Source organism: Nicoliella sp. ESL1120 (assembly GCF_058508515.1).
In genome coordinates this window covers 859561-882389 of record NZ_CP196383.1, presented here as the reverse complement: position 1 = coordinate 882389, position 22829 = coordinate 859561, and the positions used below count along the sequence as shown (strand labels likewise).

General features: G+C 34.6%; 24 protein-coding genes. 4 read left to right on the top strand and 20 right to left on the bottom strand.

Annotated features, from left to right (window positions below; all coding sequences use genetic code 11):
* Positions 1 to 47: 47 nt before the first annotated feature.
* Positions 48 to 1850 carry an excinuclease ABC subunit UvrC gene (gene uvrC, locus ACSYTE_RS03835; protein WP_491716148.1) on the bottom strand — a complete coding sequence of 601 codons (1803 nt, stop codon included), beginning with the start codon at positions 1848 to 1850 and terminating at the stop codon, positions 48 to 50.
* 74 nt (positions 1851 to 1924) lie between these two features.
* Between uvrC and ACSYTE_RS03830 the strand changes: the two genes are divergently transcribed.
* Positions 1925 to 2098 (top strand): SPJ_0845 family protein, encoded by a 174-nt coding sequence (locus ACSYTE_RS03830; protein ID WP_491716147.1) that lies wholly within the window; start codon positions 1925 to 1927, stop codon positions 2096 to 2098.
* Between the two features lie 35 nt (positions 2099 to 2133).
* On the opposite strand, the gene yihA is transcribed toward ACSYTE_RS03830, so the two are convergent.
* The 7 genes from yihA to rpsO all read right to left on the bottom strand — a co-directional run bounded on the left by yihA (position 2134) and on the right by rpsO (position 10178).
* Positions 2134 to 2715: a ribosome biogenesis GTP-binding protein YihA/YsxC gene (yihA, locus tag ACSYTE_RS03825; protein ID WP_491716146.1), complete on the bottom strand. Its 582-nt coding sequence runs from the start codon at positions 2713 to 2715 to the stop codon at positions 2134 to 2136.
* Positions 2716 to 2759: 44 nt separating this feature from the next.
* Positions 2760 to 4004: an ATP-dependent Clp protease ATP-binding subunit ClpX gene (clpX, locus tag ACSYTE_RS03820; protein ID WP_491716145.1), complete on the bottom strand. Its 1245-nt coding sequence runs from the start codon at positions 4002 to 4004 to the stop codon at positions 2760 to 2762.
* Between the two features lie 136 nt (positions 4005 to 4140).
* Positions 4141 to 5457, bottom strand: coding sequence for a trigger factor (tig, locus tag ACSYTE_RS03815; RefSeq protein WP_491716144.1), 1317 nt, complete (start codon positions 5455 to 5457; stop codon positions 4141 to 4143).
* 246 nt (positions 5458 to 5703) lie between these two features.
* Complete coding sequence (gene tuf / locus ACSYTE_RS03810; protein WP_491716143.1) at positions 5704 to 6891, bottom strand: elongation factor Tu; 1188 nt, start codon at positions 6889 to 6891, stop codon at positions 5704 to 5706.
* A 217-nt stretch (positions 6892 to 7108) separates the two neighbouring features.
* The gene (locus ACSYTE_RS03805; RefSeq protein ID WP_491716142.1) at positions 7109 to 8023 is read right to left on the bottom strand and encodes a hypothetical protein; all 915 of its coding nucleotides are present in this window, start codon (positions 8021 to 8023) and stop codon (positions 7109 to 7111) included.
* 15 nt (positions 8024 to 8038) lie between these two features.
* Positions 8039 to 9769: a ribonuclease J gene (locus ACSYTE_RS03800; protein WP_491716141.1), complete on the bottom strand. Its 1731-nt coding sequence runs from the start codon at positions 9767 to 9769 to the stop codon at positions 8039 to 8041.
* Between the two features lie 139 nt (positions 9770 to 9908).
* Positions 9909 to 10178: a 30S ribosomal protein S15 gene (gene rpsO, locus ACSYTE_RS03795; protein WP_491716140.1), complete on the bottom strand. Its 270-nt coding sequence runs from the start codon at positions 10176 to 10178 to the stop codon at positions 9909 to 9911.
* 255 nt (positions 10179 to 10433) lie between these two features.
* On the opposite strand from rpsO, the gene rpsT reads away from it, so the two are divergent.
* Entirely contained in the window at positions 10434 to 10688 is a 255-nt protein-coding gene (gene rpsT / locus ACSYTE_RS03790) for a 30S ribosomal protein S20 (RefSeq protein ID WP_491716139.1), read from the top strand.
* Positions 10689 to 10765: 77 nt separating this feature from the next.
* Here the strand turns inward: rpsT and holA are convergent, their stop codons facing one another.
* The 11 genes from holA to ACSYTE_RS03735 all read right to left on the bottom strand — a co-directional run bounded on the left by holA (position 10766) and on the right by ACSYTE_RS03735 (position 21307).
* A complete protein-coding gene (gene holA / locus ACSYTE_RS03785) occupies positions 10766 to 11779 on the bottom strand; it encodes a DNA polymerase III subunit delta (RefSeq protein ID WP_491716138.1) in 1014 nt (337 codons plus the stop codon).
* A gap of 4 nt (positions 11780 to 11783) precedes the next feature.
* On the bottom strand, positions 11784 to 13634 hold the full coding sequence (locus ACSYTE_RS03780) for a DNA internalization-related competence protein ComEC/Rec2 (RefSeq protein ID WP_491716137.1): 1851 nt from the start codon (positions 13632 to 13634) through the stop codon (positions 11784 to 11786).
* 381 nt (positions 13635 to 14015) lie between these two features.
* Complete coding sequence (locus tag ACSYTE_RS03775) at positions 14016 to 14498, bottom strand: ComE operon protein 2 (protein ID WP_491716136.1); 483 nt, start codon at positions 14496 to 14498, stop codon at positions 14016 to 14018.
* Positions 14499 to 14525: 27 nt separating this feature from the next.
* Positions 14526 to 15230 (bottom strand): helix-hairpin-helix domain-containing protein, encoded by a 705-nt coding sequence (locus ACSYTE_RS03770; RefSeq protein WP_491716135.1) that lies wholly within the window; start codon positions 15228 to 15230, stop codon positions 14526 to 14528.
* A gap of 71 nt (positions 15231 to 15301) precedes the next feature.
* Positions 15302 to 16339 (bottom strand): SepM family pheromone-processing serine protease, encoded by a 1038-nt coding sequence (locus ACSYTE_RS03765; RefSeq protein WP_491716134.1) that lies wholly within the window; start codon positions 16337 to 16339, stop codon positions 15302 to 15304.
* Positions 16329 to 16817 carry a pantetheine-phosphate adenylyltransferase gene (gene coaD / locus ACSYTE_RS03760; RefSeq protein ID WP_491716133.1) on the bottom strand — a complete coding sequence of 163 codons (489 nt, stop codon included), beginning with the start codon at positions 16815 to 16817 and terminating at the stop codon, positions 16329 to 16331. Before coaD ends, ACSYTE_RS03765 begins: the two co-directional genes overlap by 11 nt.
* A 2-nt stretch (positions 16818 to 16819) precedes the next feature.
* Entirely contained in the window at positions 16820 to 17380 is a 561-nt protein-coding gene (rsmD, locus tag ACSYTE_RS03755; RefSeq protein ID WP_491716132.1) for a 16S rRNA (guanine(966)-N(2))-methyltransferase RsmD, read from the bottom strand.
* A gap of 12 nt (positions 17381 to 17392) precedes the next feature.
* Complete coding sequence (locus ACSYTE_RS03750; protein WP_491716131.1) at positions 17393 to 17653, bottom strand: YlbG family protein; 261 nt, start codon at positions 17651 to 17653, stop codon at positions 17393 to 17395.
* A gap of 9 nt (positions 17654 to 17662) precedes the next feature.
* Positions 17663 to 18853 carry an FtsW/RodA/SpoVE family cell cycle protein gene (locus tag ACSYTE_RS03745; RefSeq protein WP_491716130.1) on the bottom strand — a complete coding sequence of 397 codons (1191 nt, stop codon included), beginning with the start codon at positions 18851 to 18853 and terminating at the stop codon, positions 17663 to 17665.
* Positions 18854 to 18982: 129 nt separating this feature from the next.
* Positions 18983 to 20818 carry a translational GTPase TypA gene (gene typA, locus ACSYTE_RS03740; protein WP_491716129.1) on the bottom strand — a complete coding sequence of 612 codons (1836 nt, stop codon included), beginning with the start codon at positions 20816 to 20818 and terminating at the stop codon, positions 18983 to 18985.
* A 210-nt stretch (positions 20819 to 21028) separates the two neighbouring features.
* A complete protein-coding gene (locus ACSYTE_RS03735; RefSeq protein ID WP_491716128.1) occupies positions 21029 to 21307 on the bottom strand; it encodes a UPF0223 family protein in 279 nt (92 codons plus the stop codon).
* 80 nt (positions 21308 to 21387) lie between these two features.
* Between ACSYTE_RS03735 and def the strand changes: the two genes are divergently transcribed.
* Positions 21388 to 21948 carry a peptide deformylase gene (def, locus tag ACSYTE_RS03730; RefSeq protein ID WP_491716127.1) on the top strand — a complete coding sequence of 187 codons (561 nt, stop codon included), beginning with the start codon at positions 21388 to 21390 and terminating at the stop codon, positions 21946 to 21948.
* A gap of 32 nt (positions 21949 to 21980) precedes the next feature.
* Here def and ACSYTE_RS03725 read toward each other — a convergent pair whose 3' ends face one another.
* Positions 21981 to 22439, bottom strand: a complete 459-nt coding sequence (locus ACSYTE_RS03725; RefSeq protein ID WP_491716126.1) for a hypothetical protein — start codon at positions 22437 to 22439, stop codon at positions 21981 to 21983.
* A 173-nt stretch (positions 22440 to 22612) separates the two neighbouring features.
* Here ACSYTE_RS03725 and ACSYTE_RS03720 point away from each other — a divergent pair, with 173 nt between their 5' ends.
* The gene (locus ACSYTE_RS03720; protein WP_491716125.1) at positions 22613 to 22828 is read left to right on the top strand and encodes a DNA-directed RNA polymerase subunit epsilon; all 216 of its coding nucleotides are present in this window, start codon (positions 22613 to 22615) and stop codon (positions 22826 to 22828) included.
* Position 22829 lies beyond the last annotated feature (1 nt).

Below are 22829 nucleotides of genomic sequence, written 5' to 3'. Positions count from 1 at the left end.
TCCTTATTAATTATATTATTAATTATATTATAAGTTCCTAATGATAGCTAATTTTTATTGGATTCTGATGGGGCCTTATTTAAACTAAATTTAATTGTTTGAGCAACGGTACTCGAAATTCCTAACGCTGCAATTTCATCAGCACTAGCGGTTTCGATATTTTTCATTGATCCAAAATGACGCAGCAATTTATTTCTGGTCTTAGGGCCAACCCCCTTGATTCCATCAAGGCGTGAGCTTAACGAGTGCTTAGTATGGACCTGACGGTGGAAACTAATTGCAAACCGATGCACCTCATCTTGCACCCTTTGAACTAAATAAAAAGCTTGACTCTTGGGATTCAAATTTAATGGTTGATCAGCATTCCCAAATAAAATATCGGCAGTTTTATGCTTGGTGTTTTTTACCATTCCTGCAACCGGGATGTTTAAATTCAACTCATTTACCAACACGTCCTTAACTGCGTTCATCTGAATTTCACCACCATCCATCAATATTAAATCAGGAAGGGATGCATGCTCTTTTAATAATCTAGAATAACGTCTTCTAATTACTTCCTTGGTACTTGCGGTTTCATCAGCATGGTCCACAGTTGTTAATTTATATTTACGATATAATTTACGATTGGGTTGCCCATCTTCAAATACTACCATTGCAGAAACTAGATCGGTCCCCTGAATGTGAGAATGATCGAAAGCTTCAATTCTATGCCCCCTAGGAATGCCTAACGCATCAGTTAGCTCATTCATCGCACCAGTGGTTTTCAACTGATCTAATTCAATTAGTCTAAATTTTTCATCTAGTACTAATTTAGAATTTTTACCAGCCATTTCTAACAGGGCTCTTTTTTGCCCGCGTTGGGGAGTTCTAACGGGAACCCCTAACACCTTACTCAAAACAGATTTTGGTAAGTCTGTAGGGACTAAGATTTCTTTTGGTAGCGGCTGATCACGCTTTTGATAAAATTGAACAATAAAGCTGGTCATTTCTTCAGTGGCTGAACTTACCACTGGAAAAACCCGCTTTACTCGTTTCATTAACCGTGCTTGCCGAATAAAAAAGATTTGGATTGAAATCCAACCCTTATTAAAGTAAAAATTAAATACATCCCGTGGCGTTGTATCTTGTGAAATAATCTTTTGCTTTTCAACCGTCACTTCAATGTACTTAAGTTGATCTCTTAAATCTGCTGCTCGCTCAAATTCTAGATTATCGGCCGCTTCATGCATTTTTTGAGTTAATACTTTCTTAGCAACGGTAACGTTGCCATTCAAAAATGATTTAATTTTTTTAATTTGTTTTTCATACTCTTCTTTAGGAACCGTCTTAAAGCAAGCACCTAGGCACTGTCCCATATGATAGTAAAGACAGGGACGATGTTGAAAACCATTACAACGTCTTAACGGATACATTTTTTGCAAAAAGTTCAACGTTTCATCAGCAGCATAGACATTCGGATAAGGGCCAAAATAATATCCACCGTCGTTTTTAACTGCATTTACGATCATTAATCGTGGATCCCGTTCATTCGTAATCTTAATGTATGGATAGCCGTTATTTCCCTGCTTTAATTGAATATTAAAGTAAGGCCGATGCTTTTGAATCAAGGTAATTTCGAGAAGAAAAGCCTCTTTATCGGTTGCAGTAATAATCGTCTCAAAATCACGAATTGTAGATACTAACTTGGCTGTTTTTCCAGTATGACTACTTTTAAAATAAGAACGCACTCGATTTTTTAAATTTTTAGCCTTTCCTACATAAATAATATGACCATTTTTATCCTTCATTAGATAACATCCAGGTAAATCAGGCAATAGTTTTAATTTGTTTTCAATATGTTCAGTTGCCAACTTATCACTTCCTTTGATGACAAATAAATCATTTTCTGCTATTATGAAATAAAATAAAGGCAGGAGATGTAATTATGGGATTAAAAATTAATTTACAAAATGACTTAGATAAAATGCTTGGTAAATTTGCTCAAATTGACCCTAAGGACAATGAAAGAGATAAATTCATGAAAAAGGCTGAGAAGAAGAGTCAAGACAAGGGTAATAATAAGACCAAAATTCTTTCACAAGATAAAACTGATAAATAAGTATATTAATAGCCCTCACAAGTGAGAGCTATTTTTTAGTTAACTTGTTTTTCAATCCAGTCCCAAATTTGATCCTTACCTTGTTTGGTTTTGGCTGAAAACATAATCAATTCCTGATCATCAACGTTAATCGCCTTATGAATCATACTGGATTGCTTATTCCATTTACCACCAGCAATTTTATCCATTTTAGTAGCAACAACTAGCCTTGGAACATCAAAATAATCTAACCATTCGGCCATTTGACGATCATCTTGAGTTAAATCATGCCGACCATCAATTAGTAAAATAACTCCTTTTAGTTGGGGGCGCTTAGTTAAATACGTTTCAATCATCGTTCCCCATTTTTCACGTTCAGATTTTGATACTCGCGCATAGCCGTATCCTGGGACATCAACAAAGTAAAGCGCATCTTCAACCTCATAAAAATTTAAAGTTTGGGTCTTACCGGGTTGATTAGAAGTATGTGCATAATTCTTGCGATTAATCAAGGTATTCGTTAGTGAAGATTTACCAACGTTTGAGCGGCCAACCAAGGCAATTTCTGGATACCCTGTCTTTGGGTATTGGCTTGGACTAACTGCACTGATCAATAAATTAACGTTATGAACATCCATGTTTTTTCTCCTTAAAAAAAGCAGGTAAGCACCTGCTTTTTAATTTATTTAGATTCTGCTTTTAAAACTAGCTTTGGATCAGCATGTTCTGTAACTGAGTCCTTTGTAACAACGACCTTATCAACATCATCGCGACTAGGTACTTCATACATAATATTTTCCATTACACTTTCAATAATTGAGCGTAACCCACGAGCACCAGTATCACGATCAATTGCTAGCTTAGCCATTGCCTTCAAGGCACCATCTTCGAAATCTAATTGCACACCATCTAATTCAAGCAATTTTTGATATTGCTTAACAAGCGCGTTCTTAGGTTCAGTAAGTACCCGAACTAAATCAGCTTCAGTCAATTTATTCAAGGCAGTGAGAATTGGCAAACGACCAATAAATTCAGGAATTAACCCAAACTTAAGTAGGTCTTCTGTAATAACGTGTTGCATAATATCATTATCATCCATATCAGCTAACTCATTATCATCAGTTCCAAACCCAATGGTTTTCTTTCCTAACCGATCTTTAACGATATTTTCAATTCCATCAAACGCCCCACCAACAATGAACAAAATGTTAGTAGTATCCACTTGAATGAATTTTTGTTGTGGATTCTTGCGGCCGCCTTCAGGTGGAACGTTAGCAACGGTTCCTTCTAGGATCTTCAATAGCGATTGTTGAACCCCTTCACCTGAAACATCACGAGTAATTGAAACGTTTTCAGACTTCTTAGCAATCTTATCAATTTCATCAATGTAGATAATTCCCTTTTGGGCTCTTTCCACATCAAAATCAGCATTTTGTAATAGCTTGAGTAAGATATTTTCAACGTCTTCACCTACATACCCAGCTTGAGTTAACGTCGTTGCATCTGCAATCGCAAATGGAACGTTCAAAATTCGAGCTAGGGTTTGGGCTAAGTAAGTTTTCCCTGAACCAGTTGGTCCAATCATTGCAATATTACTCTTTTGTAATTCAGTATCGCCAGGCTTATTAGTAGCCATGCTCTTAATCCGCTTATAATGGTTGTAAACAGCCACTGACAGCGTCTTTTTAGCTTCATTTTGGCCAATTACATATTGGTTAAGCTTATCAACAATTTCAGCTGGGGTCAGTGACTTAATTTCACCGCCACGTGATTCTTGAGCTAATTCTTCATCAACAATTTGTTTACACAGATCAATACATTCATTACAAATATAAACACCAGGTCCAGCAACAATCTTTTGAACTTGATCCTGTGATTTCCCGCAGAAGGAACAGATTACTGGTCCTTTATCATCATCTTCAAACAAATGTATGCACCTCACATTTTCGTTTTATAAACTTCAGTTCCAACACTATAGCATAAATTACATCGTAGTTAAAACGATTAGCTTATAATAAAAAACCAGCTAGCCTAGATGCCAACTGGTTTTTTATCAAGAAATATTATTCTTCGCTATCGCTTTTCTTGCTAGCAGGCTTATCTTGCTTTGCACTATCAGTAATTAACTTAACAGCACTTTGAATTGCAATATCATGCTTGAGCATATCTTCTGATAAAGCACTCTTAATTGCGTCTTCCTTCATGCCGTATTGTTTAGCTAAAGTAGCAATTTCTTCTTTAACTTCGTCATCTGTTGGTTTGATGTTTTCAGATTCAACAATTGCTTCAAGAACAAGGTTAGTCTTTACACGACGACTAGCGCCATCAGCAAATTGCTTCTTAAGATCTTCCTTGCTTGTCCCAGTAAGTTGGAAGTACATTTGTGCATTAATTCCTTGTTGTTGCATATTTGCAAGGTATTGATCCATTTGGCGTTCAGTGTCTTCATCGATCATTGCTTGAGGAATTTCCTTAACTTCAGCATTATCAACAGCACCACTGATTGCTTCATCTTCAATGTTGTTCTTTGCTTCAGTTTCCTTTTCTTCCTTAAGTTGATCCTTTACCTTATCCTTTAATTCATCAAGACTATCAACATCTTCATCAACATCCTTGGCGAATTCATCATCAAGTTTTGGTAATTGCTTTTCCTTTACTTCATGAATCTTAACCTTGAAAGTAGCCTTCTTGCCTTCTAGTTCCTTTGCTTGGTAATTTTCAGGGAAGGTAACATCAACATCGATTTCATCACCAGCTTTGTGACCAACTAATTGATCTTCAAAGTTATCAATAAATGAGTGTGAACCTAATTCTAATGAGTAGTTGTTAGCTTGACCACCATCAAATGGCTTACCATCAACGTAACCATCAAAATCAATAATTACAGTGTCGCCTTCTGCAGCTGGCTTATCATCTTTAAGAACCAATTCAGCTTGTGATTGACGCTTCTTTTCGATTGCTGCATCAATATCCTTTTTGTATACCCGAGTATTTTGTTTTTCAACAGAAATGCCCTTGTATTCACCAAGCTTAACTTCAGGTTTTACAGTAACAACAGCCTTTAAGACCCATGGCTTACCCTTTTCAAGTGATTCTACGTTCACTTCTGGTTGAGCAACTGGTTCAATGCCAGCTTCTTCAACAGCATTACTATAAGCTTCTGGAAGTAAAATGTTTAAAGCATCTTGATATAGTGATTCTTCACCGTACATTTCGTTAAAGATTTGACGTGAAACCTTTCCCTTACGGAATCCAGGAATATTAATATTCTTTTTATTCTTTTGGAAAGCTTTATCCAAACCTTCCTTGATTTTATCAGCACCAATTTCGAAAGTTAATTCACCATCATTAGTACCTTTTTTTTCCCATTTTGCAGACATTCTTTTCCCTCCGACATGAAAAATATTTATTATTAATTTATTTGATCATAATCAAATAACTTCGTTAAACTACTAATCAATTAGATTAACTAGTCCTTAATAACTACATATGAAATTATACCATCTTAGCCAAAATCAAGCAATCAAAGCATCTAAATGATATTGATATTATTAAGATTTTCTATTAAATAAAAAAAAGGTTTGAAGCATAAAGCTTCAAACCTTTTAAATGTTATTATCTAAAAATTAGTCATCAATTTCAGAAACAACACCGGCACCAACAGTGTGACCACCTTCACGGATGGTAAACTTAGTACCTTGTTCAATGGCAACTGGCTTAGTTAAGTCCACGTGGAAAGTAACGTTATCACCAGGCATAACCATTTCAACACCGTCTTCTAGTTCGATAACACCAGTAACATCAGTGGTGTGGAAGTAGAATTGTGGACGGTAGTTTGAGAAGAATGGAGTATGACGTCCACCTTCTTCTTTACTCAAGATGTAAACTTGACCAGTAAACTTCTTGTGAGTCTTGATTGAACCTGGAGCAGCAAGAACTTGTCCACGAACAACTTGGTCACGGTCAACACCACGAAGTAATACCCCAACGTTATCTCCGGCTTCCCCTTCGTCAAGAGTCTTACGGAACATTTCAAGTCCAGTAACAGTAGACTTCAATGCTTCGTCAGTAAGACCAACGATTTCAACTGGGTCACCAACACCGATCTTACCACGGTCGATACGACCAGAAGCAACAGTACCACGACCAGTGATTGAGAATACGTCTTCAACAGGCATTAAGAATGGCTTGCTGTCATCACGTTCTGGAGTTGGAACATATTCATCAACGATGTCCATTAACTTCAAGATAACTTTTTCTTGTTCTTCGTCACCTTGTAAAGCCTTAAGAGCTGAACCACGAACAACAGGAATATCGTCACCAGGGTAATCGTATTCTGAAAGTAATTCACGAACTTCCATTTCAACCAAGTCAACTAATTCGTCATCATCAACTAAATCAGTCTTGTTTAAGAATACAACGATGTATTCAACACCAACTTGGCGAGCAAGAAGGATGTGTTCACGAGTTTGTGGCATAGGACCATCAGTTGCAGCAACAACTAAGATCGCACCATCCATTTGAGCAGCACCAGTGATCATGTTCTTGATGTAATCAGCATGTCCTGGAGCATCAACGTGAGCATAGTGACGCTTTTCAGTTTCGTATTCAACGTGGGCAGTGTTGATCGTGATACCACGTTCACGTTCTTCTGGGGCTGCATCGATATCAGCGTAATCTTCAGCCTTTGCTAAACCTCTATCAGCTAAAACCTTAGTGATAGCTGCAGTTAAAGTAGTCTTACCATGATCAATATGGCCAATAGTACCAATATTTACATGGGGTTTTGTTCTTTCATAATGTTCTTTTGCCATTAATGAAACCTCCTGTTATTTTCGAAAGACTAGTATCGCGAGATTGCGATACATCTTTTAGTATTATTATACTACATCTTCTCAAAAATACAAAGTTGTATCGCTCTCAAGAAGAATATCCTCTAATATTATATCTATTGCTCTATTATTTGTAAACACCTAAATATAAATATTTTCGACAGTTTAGATTAAATCAACTTTTGATTTAATTGTCAAGTCATTTTATTGAATCAATTATTTTAAGTAACTTAATTTGCCAATTATAAGCTATTTTTGTGTCTTCGCCACATTGATTAAGATCAATTAACTTCCCACACTGAAGTTGATAAGCAACATCAACCCAAAGTGCATAATTTTTAATAACAACGTCATTAAATGGGTATAGATAAGCTAAGAATAAATTAAAGGTCTTTATCATGTTTTCATAAACCGTTGGCGCAGTTTGTCCAAAACGGTCTTCCAGTACTTTAAAAATGCCAATGGCACTTTTAGTCTTGATCAATGGTAATAAATTTCGACAGTCTACTAAGTGAGTTTGGCCATCAATCCATTTAATTTCAATCTGCCTTGAAACGCCTAATTCACGGAACACGTCTAACAAATCAAAACGAATTGCTGGATATAAAAACGGATCAGATAATGCCCCAATTCCCCCATCAATATACTTTTTAACGGGTAAATTCATGGCATTAGTAATTATTCTTTGTTGATCAACTATCTTTTTTGCACCAATATGATATAAATCACTTACTAATTGATTAATTTCATCAGAATTACTAACTAAGGCATCGTTTACTAGCTTATCAAAGTCATTTTGTAATTCTTTCTTAAAATTAAAGTCTTTTACTGAATTAATTAATATCTGTCCCTGAATAAAATTATGGTTCAAGCCAAAAATCTTTATCATTAATTTAAAATCAGCTTGTGAGTCCTGATAATCATTAATTTTTTCTAACAAATATTCTTTTGCTTGTAAATAATCACCAGCATCGACTAAGGCATTCACTAACAATTGGTTGGCCTTTTTAGATGGATCATTTTCATAAATTTTTTTTAAATCAGAAACCGCAATCGAATAATGATGAGCATCTAAATTTTGATAGATTGTTTGCCATAATTCATCGTAGTTCAAAGTCTAATTCACTTCCTAATTTTTCTCTTTTGAATTATTAGGCTTCTTACCACCCTTATGTCCCTTATGGTGTTGATGAACTTCCATGATCACTGGTAAAATAACCGGACGCCGCTTCGTTTTATCAAATAAAAACGAACTTAATTTATCACGAACATCTTGTTTTAGATGACCCCAATCAAATTCCTTATTATCTAAATTATATTGAACAGCATCATAAACAATCTTAGAAGCCTCGTTCATAAGGGTCTTATTAGCTTTAACATAGATAAATCCACGAGAAGTTATCTTAGGTTGAGCAATCACCGTTTTCTTTTTCCGATTAATAGTAACTACGACCACAAAAATTCCATCTTCAGATAGGACTTTTCGATCTCGCAAAACAATATTTCCAATGTCTCCAACACCAATTCCATCAATCATGATATCACCAGCATCAACACTGCTTGCACGTAGCATTTTATTGCCATCATATTCTAAAACATCCCCCTTTGCAGGAATGAAAATATGATCACTTGGAAAACCAACTTCTTCAGCAACCATTGAATGTGCTTCTAGCATCCGATACTCTCCTTGAACAGGAATTAGATATTTAGGTTTCAAAATATTGAGCATGAATTGAAGATCCTCTTGACTAGCATCCCCAGACGATTTGATGTCATCTGAAATCATTTTAACCTCTGCGTTTGCTCTATAGATCATGTCACGAGTTCTAGCTACATTTGTTTCCATTGCTGGAGCTGGAGTCGTCGCGATTAATACTAAATCGCCCTCCCTAACACTAATTGGATTATCAACTGAATTCTTACTAGTCATTCTTTGAAGGGCCTTAATTGGTTCGCCCATCTTTCCAGTTTGTAAAATAACGACTTCAGATGGATCTAATTTTTCTAAATCAGCAACTTTAGAGATCAATAAATCATCTTTGGGGAGTGTTAACTTATCTAATTTAATTGCAGTATTAACAATCTTTTCTAAATTTTGATTAGTAAGAAATACCTTGCGTTCACTTTTAGCCGCTGCGTTAAATACTTGTTGAATTCGTAAAATATTATAAGCTGCACAAGCAACGATGATACGGTTATCATGATATTCAAAGGCATCATCAATGTAATTAGCGATCTTACGTTCATTCGTTCCTGGATTAGGATTTTCAGCATTAGAAGAATCACTCAATAAAGCTAAAACACCACTTCTACCAATATCACCAAGTGCTGCATAATCAGTTTGGTAACCATTGGATGCGGTTTGATCAAACTTAAAATCACCAGTATAGACAATTTTTCCATATTTCGTATCTAATACGATTCCCATTGACTCAGGGATTGAATGGGTAGTCTTGAAAAATGTAACTGTAACGTCATCAAATAGAATTTCACTATCTTCATTAACTACGTTAAAATTATTGAATTTCTTACTTTCTTTATTATCACTAACTAATAACTTAGCAAGTTCAATTGTTAGTTCTGATCCAAAAACAGGAACATTAAATTCGGATAAAAAGTAAGGAAGTGCACCAATTGCATCCGCATGTCCGTGGGTTAAAAATACCCCTACGATTCGATCTTTGTTTTCTCTTAAATAAGTTATATCTGGAATCACAAAGTCGATCCCTAACATTTCGTTTTCTGGGTACTTAAGCCCACAGTCTAAAATATAAATACCGTCATTAATGTCAACGGCATATAAATTTTCGCCATCTTCCCTTACTCCACCAAGTGGAATAATTTTAACCTTTTCCTTCATAGAGTTCACCTCAAAAATATTTTCTTTTATTTACGTTCATAATATCTATGAATTATTTTATCATACTTTAAAACCGAACGTATTATTATGTACAAAAAAAGGGTGTGCTGCAAATAGCAGCCCACCCTTTTTAACAGTATTAACGACGTAGGCCAAGACTGTTAATTAGTTCACGATAACGTTGTACATCCTTGTTACGTAAGTAAGCAATAAGATTACGACGGTGACCAATTTTCTTCATTAATCCACGTTGTGAATGAAAATCCTTCTTGTGTTCCTTCATGTGGTTGTTAATTTCATTAATATCAGCAGTTAAAACAGCGATTTGTACTTCTGCTGAACCAGTGTCACCTTCGTGACGAGCGTACTTCTTGATAATTTCATTTTTATGTGCTTGTGTAAGAGCCATAAAAAATCCCACCTTTCATTGTATATAAACACCTATAACTGAGTAATCACTAGTGAGAAAGTGGAAAACTAAGTCTAGGTTAAAAACTTTTTACTAATTAATCATACTAGATAATTGAATATTAAACAACCCCATTTTAGTCATTTTTTTATGGTAACACTGATTTAAGCAAATACTATTGCAATTAAGATAATGAGTCTGTATAATAAAAAAGTGTTGAATTATGGACATTACTTCGTATTTGGAGGTGAAATCATGCCAGTAATCAAATCCGCTATCAAGCGTGTTAAGACTAATGAAAAAGCAGAAAAACAAAACATTGTACAAAAAAGTGCAATGAGAAATGCTATCAAGAAATTCGAAAAAGCTCAAGCAGCTGGTTCTGATAATCTTGAAGAAACTTTCAAGGCTGCCATTAGCAAGATTGACCACGTTAAATCAAAAGGTTTAATCAAAGCTAATAAAGCTAGCCGTGACAAGTCACGTCTTACTAGACTTTTCAATAAGTAATAAAAAAGCTCAGCTCATGACTGGGTTTTTTTATTACCAAAAAGATTCCATTAGTAAATTGCTAATGGAATCTTTTTTTATGCAAATTTAAGCATGAACATTTCAAATAGTAATTCTGGAGACTCACTGGTACTCTTTAATTGTCTCTCAATATCAGTTAATCCTAAAAAAGCCCGTTTTAGATCTTTAAATTGATAGTTCCTAATGATCTGTAAAGCCAGTTTAACCCGATATGGATGAACCTTTAACTCACTAGCTAATTTACCTTGACTATAACCATAATTTTTAAGAATCATTATCTGAAGTAATAATCGAAATTGACTCAATAGGACTGCATTAATTTGAATTGCAGACTGTCCTTCGACTAATAACTCTTGATACAGTGAAACTGCATTAGTAGTCTGCCGCTTCAAAACCATGTCAACCAATGTAAATATGTTTTGATTTAAAGTCTTGGTAACCAAATTTTTAACAGCTTGACTAGTAATCAACTTATCTTTTTGACAATAGATCATTAGTTTTGAAATATCGATCATAATAGCAGATAACTGACCATCAGTTCTTTGCATTAGTTGATACATTACATGCGAATCGATTCGATATCCATGTTGTTGCAAAAAATTACCAACATACCTTTTGGTCTCAAATTCATTAATCGCTTGAAGGTCAACACAAACAGCCTGTTTTTTCAACTGTTTGACAACTTTTTTTCGCGAATCTAGTTTTTCATAAGGAGCAATAAATACCAAAATGGTTGAAGAAAGTGGATCATTGATGTATTTTAACAATTCGTCTGTGTCATGATCTATTTTATTTTTATTTTTCTCACCCGTTAAAAAAATAGGGTTATTAATTATGACCATTCTATTCTCACCAAAGAATGGCGCAGACATTGCATCATTCATTGCATCAGCAAGCGGTGTCGTCTCCATATCATAAATAGCGAGATTCATCGTCCGATCATCCTTTGGAATCAAATTGATAAATTGTTTTTTTAATTGCTCCATTAGATATTCTTGTTTTCCAGTAATTAAATAAATGGGGGCTAAATTTCCTTGCTTTATTTGATTACTTGCTTCATAAAAATTCATCAAATCACCTTTTCATGTACGTTTCAAAATGTCCATAACCAAACCCACCAAAGCGGTAGGCAATCATCCCATCCGTTTGTGTGTTATAGATTTTAATTTTTCTTTGCTGTAATTGATTAACTACCTCTGAATGGGGGTGGCCATAGCGATTTTTTCTCCCTGCAGATATAATGACCAATTTCGGCTGAATTTGATTTAAAAATTCAATTGCAGTAGATGTCTTACTTCCATGATGGCCCGCCTTTAAGATATCTGCTCTTAGATTTGGATACTTGTTAATTATCTTTTTTTCACCGTCTTGGTCTAAATCACCAGTAAATAACCAGTTTAAGTTATTAATTCTGCTGCCAATAACTAATGAATCCTCATTTGCACCCATCCCGCTTGTGAATGGATGGTAGATCTGCAATGAATGATTATCAAAAGTGTCCCCATCCTTTGCCAGCATTAGGTTAGTGTTATTCATTTTACCATTCAGTTTATCCATAAAATTTTTATTATTTTGCATCCCAATTGGAATAATTAGATTGTCAATTTTCATTTTACTTAAAAATGCGGGTAAATCTCCACTATGATCAGCATCTTGATGGGTGATAAATAAGTTATTAATCCTATCAATTCCAATACTTTTTAGATAGTTAATGGATGTTTTTTCGGCATTAAACTTAGTTTGTACAGCTTGCTTACCAAACATCAATCGTCCCCCAGTATCAATTAAGTCTACAGAACGATTAAATGGTTTACGAATCAAAAAACTATCTCCCTGCCCCACATCAAAATAAACCACTTCCCCATTAATTGGGAAATGAATTAATAAAAAAGATACCCCATAAGTAACAATTAATATCGACCACCATTTACGAGAAGCATTCCCCAATAATACTACTGTAAACAAAAATAATAAAGCTGCTAATAAAATTGGCGGCTTCCCGAATAAAATATTACCAGGCAAATTACCAATCCAATTAATAATGCCATCAAACAGCGCCAAAAAATTAGCAATCCAAAAAGCAACCATGGGGACAACCGTAAAACATAGCATCCCGATAATCACGATTGGAAAAATGATTATTGAAAATAATGGCAAAATAAATAAGTTAGCAAAGAAAGTTAAAAAATGCCACTCGTACACATGAAAGATTACAAATGGAATGCTCAGCATGTTCATTAAAATAGTTTGTTTAAAAAAGCCAAATTTATTAGTAAAAATCAATCCAAATGACAATGCATAGCTCAATTGACTACCGAATTGGATTAGCATTCTAGGAGCTAAAATTAAGTTAATGATAAGAGCAATGCTCCAAATATCTAATCCGCCCATCTTAAAACTAAAGAATTTAGTGATCAGCCCTGCTTCTACCATTAAAATTGCCCTTAATAAACCCACAGATGAACCAGAAAATATAAAATAAAGCGGCAACACTAACATAATCAGTAGTTGATAGTGATCCCTACGAAACCTTAAATAAATCAAAATCCGTTCAATCATGCTAATAAAATAATAGACGTGTAAACCTGAAATACTAAATAAATGTATCAAACCTAGCTGCTTAATTCCAGTTATCTCGTCATAAACCTCAGAATTCATTTCACCAATAATCAAACTTAATACATATAGATTCAATGGTTTGGGGAGTTGATTAGCGTAATTAATTAATCCTACTCTAAAACTATGAACTGTATCAACTAAGCTAAACCCATCAGACTTACGAATATCAATGATTGACTTAATTTTAATTGAATTACTGATTCCTTGAACTGAATAATAGCGTTTAGCATCAAATTGATTTTGATTCGTTGCCGAATCGAGATCCTTGATCTCCGCTTTAACATTCATCAATAATGGTTTATCCATCTCGATTGAACTCGGGATAGGTGAATTTGAACTTAATGTTCCTGAAAATAAAACCGATTGATTACTACCAACAATGACTGCTTTTCCATGATAATAATCTGGTAATATATTGAAATCGTCAGGTTGCACTTTCAAAATAAGTTGTTGTTCATTGACAGGTAAAAGCCTATTTTTATCAAGTTGTTTGATGTTAATAACGCAGAGTAAGGTAAAAATAATCCCCGTAACTATAGCAAAGGCAAAGAAAAATGGCTTCTTTAAAAAAAAGATGCGGATTAAAATAAAGATTAAAATTGCCAGTCCTAAAAATAGATTGCCAAAAAAAATAACACTAATCGCAACCCATAGAATGGCAATAAACACAATGTTATTTCTTAAAATTTAATTATCAGATAAATAGGTATCAAAAGGTAATTGTTCTAAAGTTTGCTTAGGTATCTTCACTTGCTGCAATCCAATCTGCTTTAGTTTCAATAGATGCATTGCATATGGATCATTATTGTAATTTCTTAAATAATTAATTTTTACGATTCCCGCTTGTAATAACATTTTAGTACATTGAAGGCATGGAAAATCCGTAACATAAATTTCTGCACCATCTGTTGATTCACCAAATTTAGCACACTGCAAAATGGCGTTCATTTCAGCATGAATAGTTCTAAGACAGTGCCCATCAACCATGTAACATCCCTCATCAGTACAATGAGCATCACCTGCAACGGAGCCATTATAGCCACCTGCAATAATGCGTTTATCACGAACTAAGCTAGCCCCTACAGACAAACGATTACAAGTACTTCGTGTTGACATTAACACGGCTTGTAGCATAAAGTACTGGTCCCATGGAATCCTATTTTCAGTCATTCGAGTTAATCCCCCTGTTAGTTGAAGTTAAACAGTAATGTTTTCTTTTATATTTTCAAACATTTTATCACCAATTCCATCGGCGTTCTTAATATCTTCAATCGATTTAAAACCACCGTTTTGTTGACGATAATTAATAATATTTTCGGCTTTTTTATCGCCAATACCACTTATTGTTTGTAGTTGCACCTTATCAGCAGTATTAATATTAATTTTACCATTACTATTACCCGAATTACTAATTGAATCTGTAGAACTCACCTGATCATTAGCTAATGATTTTGATTTTTCAAGATGGACATTGCCCTTAATTTCACCCTTTAACGGAATATAAACTACCTGTTGATCATTTAAGCGCTGTGCCAAATTAACGTTTTGATGGTCAGCCGACTTACTAAAACCACCTGCTAAATCAACTAATTCAGATACCCTGGTCTCAGACTCCACCTTATAAATACCTGGATGTTTTATTGCTCCCTTTATATCAACAATAATTTTACCGCCTGGAGATATTGAAGACTCACTAGTAACTGAATTGCCACTAAATTGAGAACTACTATTCATTGCACTTCCACTAATCATTTCTGATTGCCCGATTTGATTAATATTATCGTTGCTATTTTTGAAATAATTACCACTTAAAAGCATAAAAGCTAAAATAAGCAAAATTACTAAACCAGATAAAATAATTTGATAACGATAAGTATCGATTAATTCCTTAATCCTATCCATCTGCTACCCTCCTATCTAGCTATAAATACGTAAAAAGATCCAATAAATACGTGATTTATTGGATCTTTTTATTATTTAAGCTTATCCAGTGCATTCTGAAATGAAGTAACTGGCAAAACTTTCATATCTGGTGCGTAGCGTTTAGCAGTCTTAACTGCCAGTTCATAATTAGTTAAATGATCAGGTTCTAACGCTCTAATTGCCTTGGTTGGCTTTACATACGGTGCCAAGAAAATAGTTGCACCTTCCCTTTTAGCAGCAATGATTTTTTTATCAATGCCCCCAATTTCACCAACGGTCCCATCAGAATTGATTGTTCCAGTACCAGCAATTTTACGTCCTTTTCTAATGTTTTCACCAGTTAATTGACTATAAATTTGCAGTGAGAACATTAAGCCCCCTGAAGGTCCGCCAATTTGTCCCGGATCAACTTTAATCGGAATTTTGGTTTTAACCCTTAAGTCATCAGTTAATGTAATCCCAATCCCTGGTTGATTACTGTTTGGCAACTTAGTTAATGGTGCCGTTGCTTCTTTATACTTAGAGTTATGATAAAAGCCAATCTTTAATTTAGAACCAACTTTTTGCTTCCGAATATAATTTTGATAACCTAGTGCAGAATTAAAATGATGCCCGTTGACCCTAACGATAGTATCACCAACATGAATAACGTTCTTAAATTTAGAAGTATTTAAGACATCAATGATATAAATGCCTCGATAATCCTTAGTTACATTCTTGTGGGCAGCACGATAAGCAGTATAAATGGCCTCATTAATAGCACTTTTCATGTAAAAATCTTGTAATCGATCGTATGTAGCATTATCCTGACCACCAGTTACATCTTCGACGCTCTCAATCGAATAGTAAGGATTTAACTTCGCATAAACATAGGAAGCTGGAGTAGCTTGCGCAATTCCAACTGAGGTCAACATAAATTTTCCACTATAATGATCTGGGTGGTTTTTTATATTCACGATTGATTTTAAATTATCAGCACCACCTGGCCCTTCAATATATTTTGGCAATGGTAGTAAAAAGAAAATTGCGACTATAATTAATCCTAATATCGGTAAGCCGAATTTCAAATAACGATGTTTATTTTTCATTTAATTCCCACTTTTCATTAATTAAATCTGCAACTGGTTTTGGAACATAACGATTAACTGATTTTTTAAAATGACATAATTCCCTTACCCTTGAAGAAGATAACGCTTCAAACTCAGGATTAGTGGGAATTAATAATGTCTGAACCTTATTATTTAAGCGATGATTAAAGTCAGCCAATGATTTCTCTGCGTCAAAATCAATTGAATTCCGAACTCCCCTAATAATCACATTCGCGTTGATCTCATCCATTAAATCGACAATCAACCCATCGGTAATCAATACTGAAACATTACTTAAATCCGCTGTGGATAGTTCTATCAAATGAAGACGATCATTATTTGATAACCAGGGTTGCTTCTTACTATTAATGCCAATCACAACTACTAATTCGTCAAAGAGCGCACTGGCCCTTCTAATAATATCTAAATGTCCATTGGTAAGCGGATCAAAGCTTCCAGGAAAAACTGCCTTAGTCAAATTTAATCACCCATTTCATATTTATAGATTGAAATAACGGTCAAGCCGTATTCTTTTTGTCGAACTAAACGATAATTTTGAACATCATCAACTAAATTTGTGTGATTATCAGTTTCACAAATTACAAATGCATCCTTAGCTAATATTTTTAGCTCATTAAGCGTTGATAAATCACTTAACATCTGTTCTTCTTTGTAAGGCGGATCTAAAAAGACAATGTCAAACTGTTGACCACTCGATGCCAGACGGTTCAAAGCATTTTCAGCGCTACTTTTTATCACCGTAAAACGATTGGGTTCCTTAGTCATCTTAATGTTTTCATTAATCGTTTTAATTGCAGCATATTGTTTATCAACTAATGTCGCATTATCAAAACCACGTGATACCGCCTCAATTGCAACACCACCAGAACCAGCAAATAAGTCTAAAAAACTACCACCATTAAAATATGGACCGATTATGTTAAATAACGATTCTTTGACCTTATCAGTTGTTGGACGAGTCAGACGGCCTGGGACTGCTTTTAAAGGCCGTTTACCATATTTACCTGAAATTACTCTCACAATTAACCATCCTTATTCATCATCATCATCTAAACTTTGATTATTAGCAAAACTGGTTGATAAATTAACCAATGGGGACTTTTCAACGCTTCTAACGATTTTTAATTTTTCCAACTGGGCAATTTTTTCATCAACGTCACTTGCATCTACATAAACAATTGCATAATGCATTCTTTTTGAAACATAGTCTAAAATTCCGTATTTTTTCAAGAAACGGGATTGTTTTACAGAATAAACATAGATAATTAATCCTATTCGATCCTTAATTTCCAAACCTAATAATCACCCTTCAATTTTATTTTTAAAATTACTTTCTTTATAACTAATTTTTAAAATTAGCCCCAAGCAAATGCACAGGGTAATCATACTGGAACCTCCATAACTAATAAATGGAAAGGTAACCCCTGTAATTGGTAAAATCCCTAATACTCCACCAACGTTAAAGTAAGTTTGCACAACCATATAAGCTGCGACTCCATAGCAAATTAATGTATCATAACCACTTCTAGCCTTAATTCCAATAAATATAATTCTTAAAATTAGAAATGCTAATAAACTCATAATAATAAATACACCAATTAAGCCAAGCTCTTCGGAAATAATTGCCATGATAAAATCAGTATTAGGTTCAGGCAAATAACCAGTCTTTTGAATGCTATTCCCGATTCCTCTACCAAAAATACCACCATTACTAATTGCATAATAAGAATTAACTAACTGTTGCCCAACCCCATTGGCATGCTTGAACGGGTTGGCAAAAGCAACGATTCTTTGTAACATGTAATTACTCTTCATTATCCCAGATGATTGTAGTGGCCCATAAGCCGCAAAATACAATCCCGTAAACGCAAGTGTAAAAAGGATTAGTAAACTTCTAAACGATCGTTTATAACTAACCCCAGATGCATAAGTCATCACAATTACAATTGTAGCATTAATTAGCATTCCACCTAAGTCGGGTAAAAATAGAATTGCAAATAAATTGGCACCCGTTATGATATAGGTTTTTATATGATTCATCGCAAACGTTGACCAATTTTTAAAAACGTACATTCGATTTTGATCATTACTTAAAACCTCAGCAAATAGTAGAATAAAAAATAGTTTTACAAATTCAGCCGGTTGAATTCCAAAACCAAAGAAATTTAGCCACCCTGGAGAACCATTAATTGCCTTTCCAAAAAAATGCAAACCAGCAAACAAAAAGATAAAACCGATTCCAATTAATTTTAACAACCCTTGATCTCTTAAAATCTTAAGATTCTGAAAAAAGGCAAAATAAATCATTAAAATCCCAAATAAAACATAGCCAATCTGCTTAATTAAATAACTTGTTGCAGTTCCACCATTTTGCATTCCAATATTTGAGCTTGCTGAATAAACCATTATAATTCCTAGTACGCTTAAAATCGCAAATGGCACTAGTAAAAAATAATCTAAATTCTTAGGTATTCTTTTAATTTTTAACTTCATTTAAAATCAGACTCCACCGTATCAATAATTGGTTTAATTATATCACACATCATAATTTGCATTCACCGTGAACAAAAAAGAACGAAGAAAATAATTTCTTCGTTCTTTTAAGAATAGCTATATTAATTTTTATCCGTGACGAGCAACCTTAGCTTCTTTTTCACGTTGTTTAGTATTCAAAGTTTTCTTACGAAGACGGACAAAGTGAGGTGTTACTTCACAAAGTTCATCATCATTTAAGAATTCCAATGATTCTTCAAGAGTTAAGTGTTCTGGTTCCTTAATCTTAGCCATATCATCAGATCCAGAAGCACGAACGTTGGTTAACTTCTTACCCTTAGTGATATTAACAGAAATGTCATTATCACGGCTGTTTTTACCAACAATCATTCCTTCGTATACTTCAACCCCTGGGTTAGTGAAAATCGTACCACGACTTTCAATCCCCATGATAGCGTAAGTAGTAGTCTTACCTTGGTTAATTGAAACTAGCGCACCGTTCTTACGACCTGGGTTCCATTTCTTAATTACTGGAAGATACTTTTCAAAACTGTGGTTCATAATTCCATAACCACGAGTAATTGATAAGAATTCAGTTGGGTAACCGATTAATCCACGTGAAGGTACTAAAAATGTCAAACGTTGTTGACCATTCCCAGTGTTTTCCATGTTTTCCATGGTTCCCTTCCGTTGTGACAAGGTATCGATAATTGAACCAGAATATTCTTCTGGAGTATCGATTTGAACAGATTCAAATGGTTCACACTTTTCACCATCAATATCACGAAGAATAACCTTTGGACGGGATACTTGTAATTCGTAGCCTTCACGTCTAAGGGTTTCAACTAAAATTGATAAATGAAGTTCACCACGACCTGAAACAGTCCATGAACCTGGTTCACCGGTGTCTTCAACCCGAAGTGACACATCAGTATGCAATTCACGTTGAAGTCTTTCAAATAATTGACGAGCAGTAACAAATTCCCCATCCTTACCAACGAATGGTGAAGTGTTAGAACCAAATGTCATTTGAAGGGTTGGTTCGTCAATTCTCAATACTGGAAGTGGTTCTTGGTTAGATGGGTCAACAACGGTTTCACCAACATTAATATCTTCCATTCCTGAAACAGCGATCAAGTCACCAGCTTCAGCTTCATCAATATCAACCTTAGCTAAACCAAGGAATCCCATTAACTTAGTAACTCGGAAGTTTTGCGTAGTTCCATCAAGTTTCATAACAGTAACGTTATCCCCAACCTTGATCTTACCACGGAAGACCCGACCAATTCCGATTCGACCCAAGAAATCATCATAATCAAGCATGGCAACTTGGAATTGTAATGGTTCATCTGAGTTATCGATTGGCGCTGGAATCGTCTTAATGATAGTATCAAAGACTGGCTTCATTGTGTGTTCTTGGGAATCAAGATCATCACTGTAGCTTGAAGTTCCATTCATAGCGGAAGCATATAGAACTGGGAATTCAAGTTGATCTTCATCAGCACCTAATTCAATAAATAAATCAAGCACTTCGTCAACTACTTCTGCAGGACGAGCTCCTTCACGGTCAACCTTGTTAATAACAACGATTGGCGTTAAATGTTGTTCAAGTGCCTTTTTCAAAACGAAACGAGTTTGTGGCATAGTTCCTTCAAATGCATCAACAACTAAAAGAACACCATCAACCATTCGCATGATACGTTCAACTTCACCACCGAAATCGGCATGTCCTGGAGTATCCAAGATATTAATTTGCTTATCACCGTATTTAACGGCAGTATTCTTAGAAAGGATCGTGATTCCACGTTCCTTTTCAATATCATTAGTATCCATGGCACGATCGCCAATTTCTGTGTGTTGGTCCAATGTATCGGATTGTTTTAGCAATTCGTTAACTAAAGTAGTTTTACCGTGGTCAACGTGGGCAATAATAGCGATATTGCGAATGTTGTCTCTTGTTTTCAAGTTATTCCTTCCCTTCACACTAATTAAAATTAGTATTATACAAGATATCCATAATCCTATTCAGTATAATACAAAACCCCTTTTTAAAAAAGGTAATTTGCATTAATCCATAACAAAAGCTGTAACATAATTTGTCACAGCAGAATAGCATTATCTTAAATTATCATTATTTATAGTAACTTAAAATTATAAACTAGTCAAAGCATAGCCCTATATTTTAAACATTTTTCTATCGGAAGCCCGAGCAGCCTTAACGCATTTAAAGATGTTGTAACCAGAGTTATGTTCAAATTCACGTTCAATCGTTCTTTGTTCACCCTTAGCAGGAACGATCTTTTGAAAATTAGTATATGCAGTGAGCAATTTTTGACAATCGGCCCCTTGATTGAGTTCATATGCATCTTCAACTAGTTGATATAGCTTAAATACCTGGGTTAATTCATCACGACTCCAGTCTTCAAACATTGGATACTGGTAATTTGGTTTCATTTTTAAGACCCCTTATTTATATTATTACTAAAAAAGAAAATGTGATAAAATTAAGTGTAAAGAATTTGGAGGGAATTAATTTGTTCTTAATGAAAGATATTGTAAGAGACGGCGATCCCGTCCTAAGAAAACAAGCTCAAAAAGTTAAATTTCCATTAAGTGATTCTGATCAACAATTAGCTAAGGATTTAATGGAATACTTAGAGATCAGTCAAAACGAGGAACTTTGTAAGAAATATCATCTTCGAGCTGGTGTTGGCCTGGCAGCTCCTCAGGTAGGCGTTAGTGAAATGATGGCATCGGTTCTTGTTCCAAACGAAGAAGATCCAGACCATCCTATTTTTAAGGATGTTATCATTAATCCAATTATCGTTTCAAACGCTGTTCAAAGATGTGCGCTTACTGAAGGCGAAGGTTGCTTATCCGTTGATAAGGACATCCCTGGCTACGTTCCACGCTCCGCTAGAATTACACTTAAATACCAAGATGTAAACGGAACTGAACATCAAGTTAGGCTCAAAAACTATCCAGCCATTGTTTGCCAACATGAAATCGACCATCTTCATGGAACTTTATTCTATGACCATATTGACGGGGAGAACCCATTTTCACGCTCAGACGATGAAATTTTCATTGGATAATAAACTGGACGTTGCATTAGCAGCGTCTTTTTTTATTCAGTTAAGCGCTCGATATCATTAATATATTCGCTAGTTGATTGGTTAACAATGTATGCCAGCTCAATGTGGACAAAATTATCATACTGCCATAAGTCTGTAATTTTAATTTGAGAATCATCAATGGCCGTATTTAAATTTCTGCGTTCAAATAGGCTAGTTAATTCTTGCTTTAAAAACGACAATTTATCGTTAACATTATGTTTATCAGAATCCAGTTTATATTCAAAAACTTGAATGCCACGTCCCCAGACATCAGATAACACCTTAGAATGAATGATTTTCAAATTATATTCATTATTACCAAGCTGGGTTAAAAAATCAGTTAAAATTTTTTGACAGTGTTTTTCGGATTTTAATTGTGCTTTTTTGGTTGGATTAACAACGAAAATCCAATGGACTAAGTTATAAACAATGATCGCAATAATAATTCCTAAAAAAGCTTCCCAAAACAATCCTTGATCAACTCCTCTGACTTAATTATTAATTTATTTTAACACGCAATCAATTATATGTAGCTATACTATACTTATTATTTCGAATATGCTAAAATTAGGATAATTTAGTGCTTATAGCACGCGAACGATACAAAAAAGTTTACATAAAATTAAAAAGGAGATTATTAAGTATGATTTTTAAAGTTTTATATCAAGACTCTATCAAACGTACTCCTAGAAGAGAAACTACTAAGAGTATGTATGTTGAGGCTGGTACTGAAGTCGAAGCCAGATCAATGGTTGAATCTATTAAAGATTACAACATCGAATACGTCGAACCACTAGAGGGTAACCATCTTGAATATGAAAAGAAGAGCCCTGATTTTAAAATTACGGAGTTTAAATAAT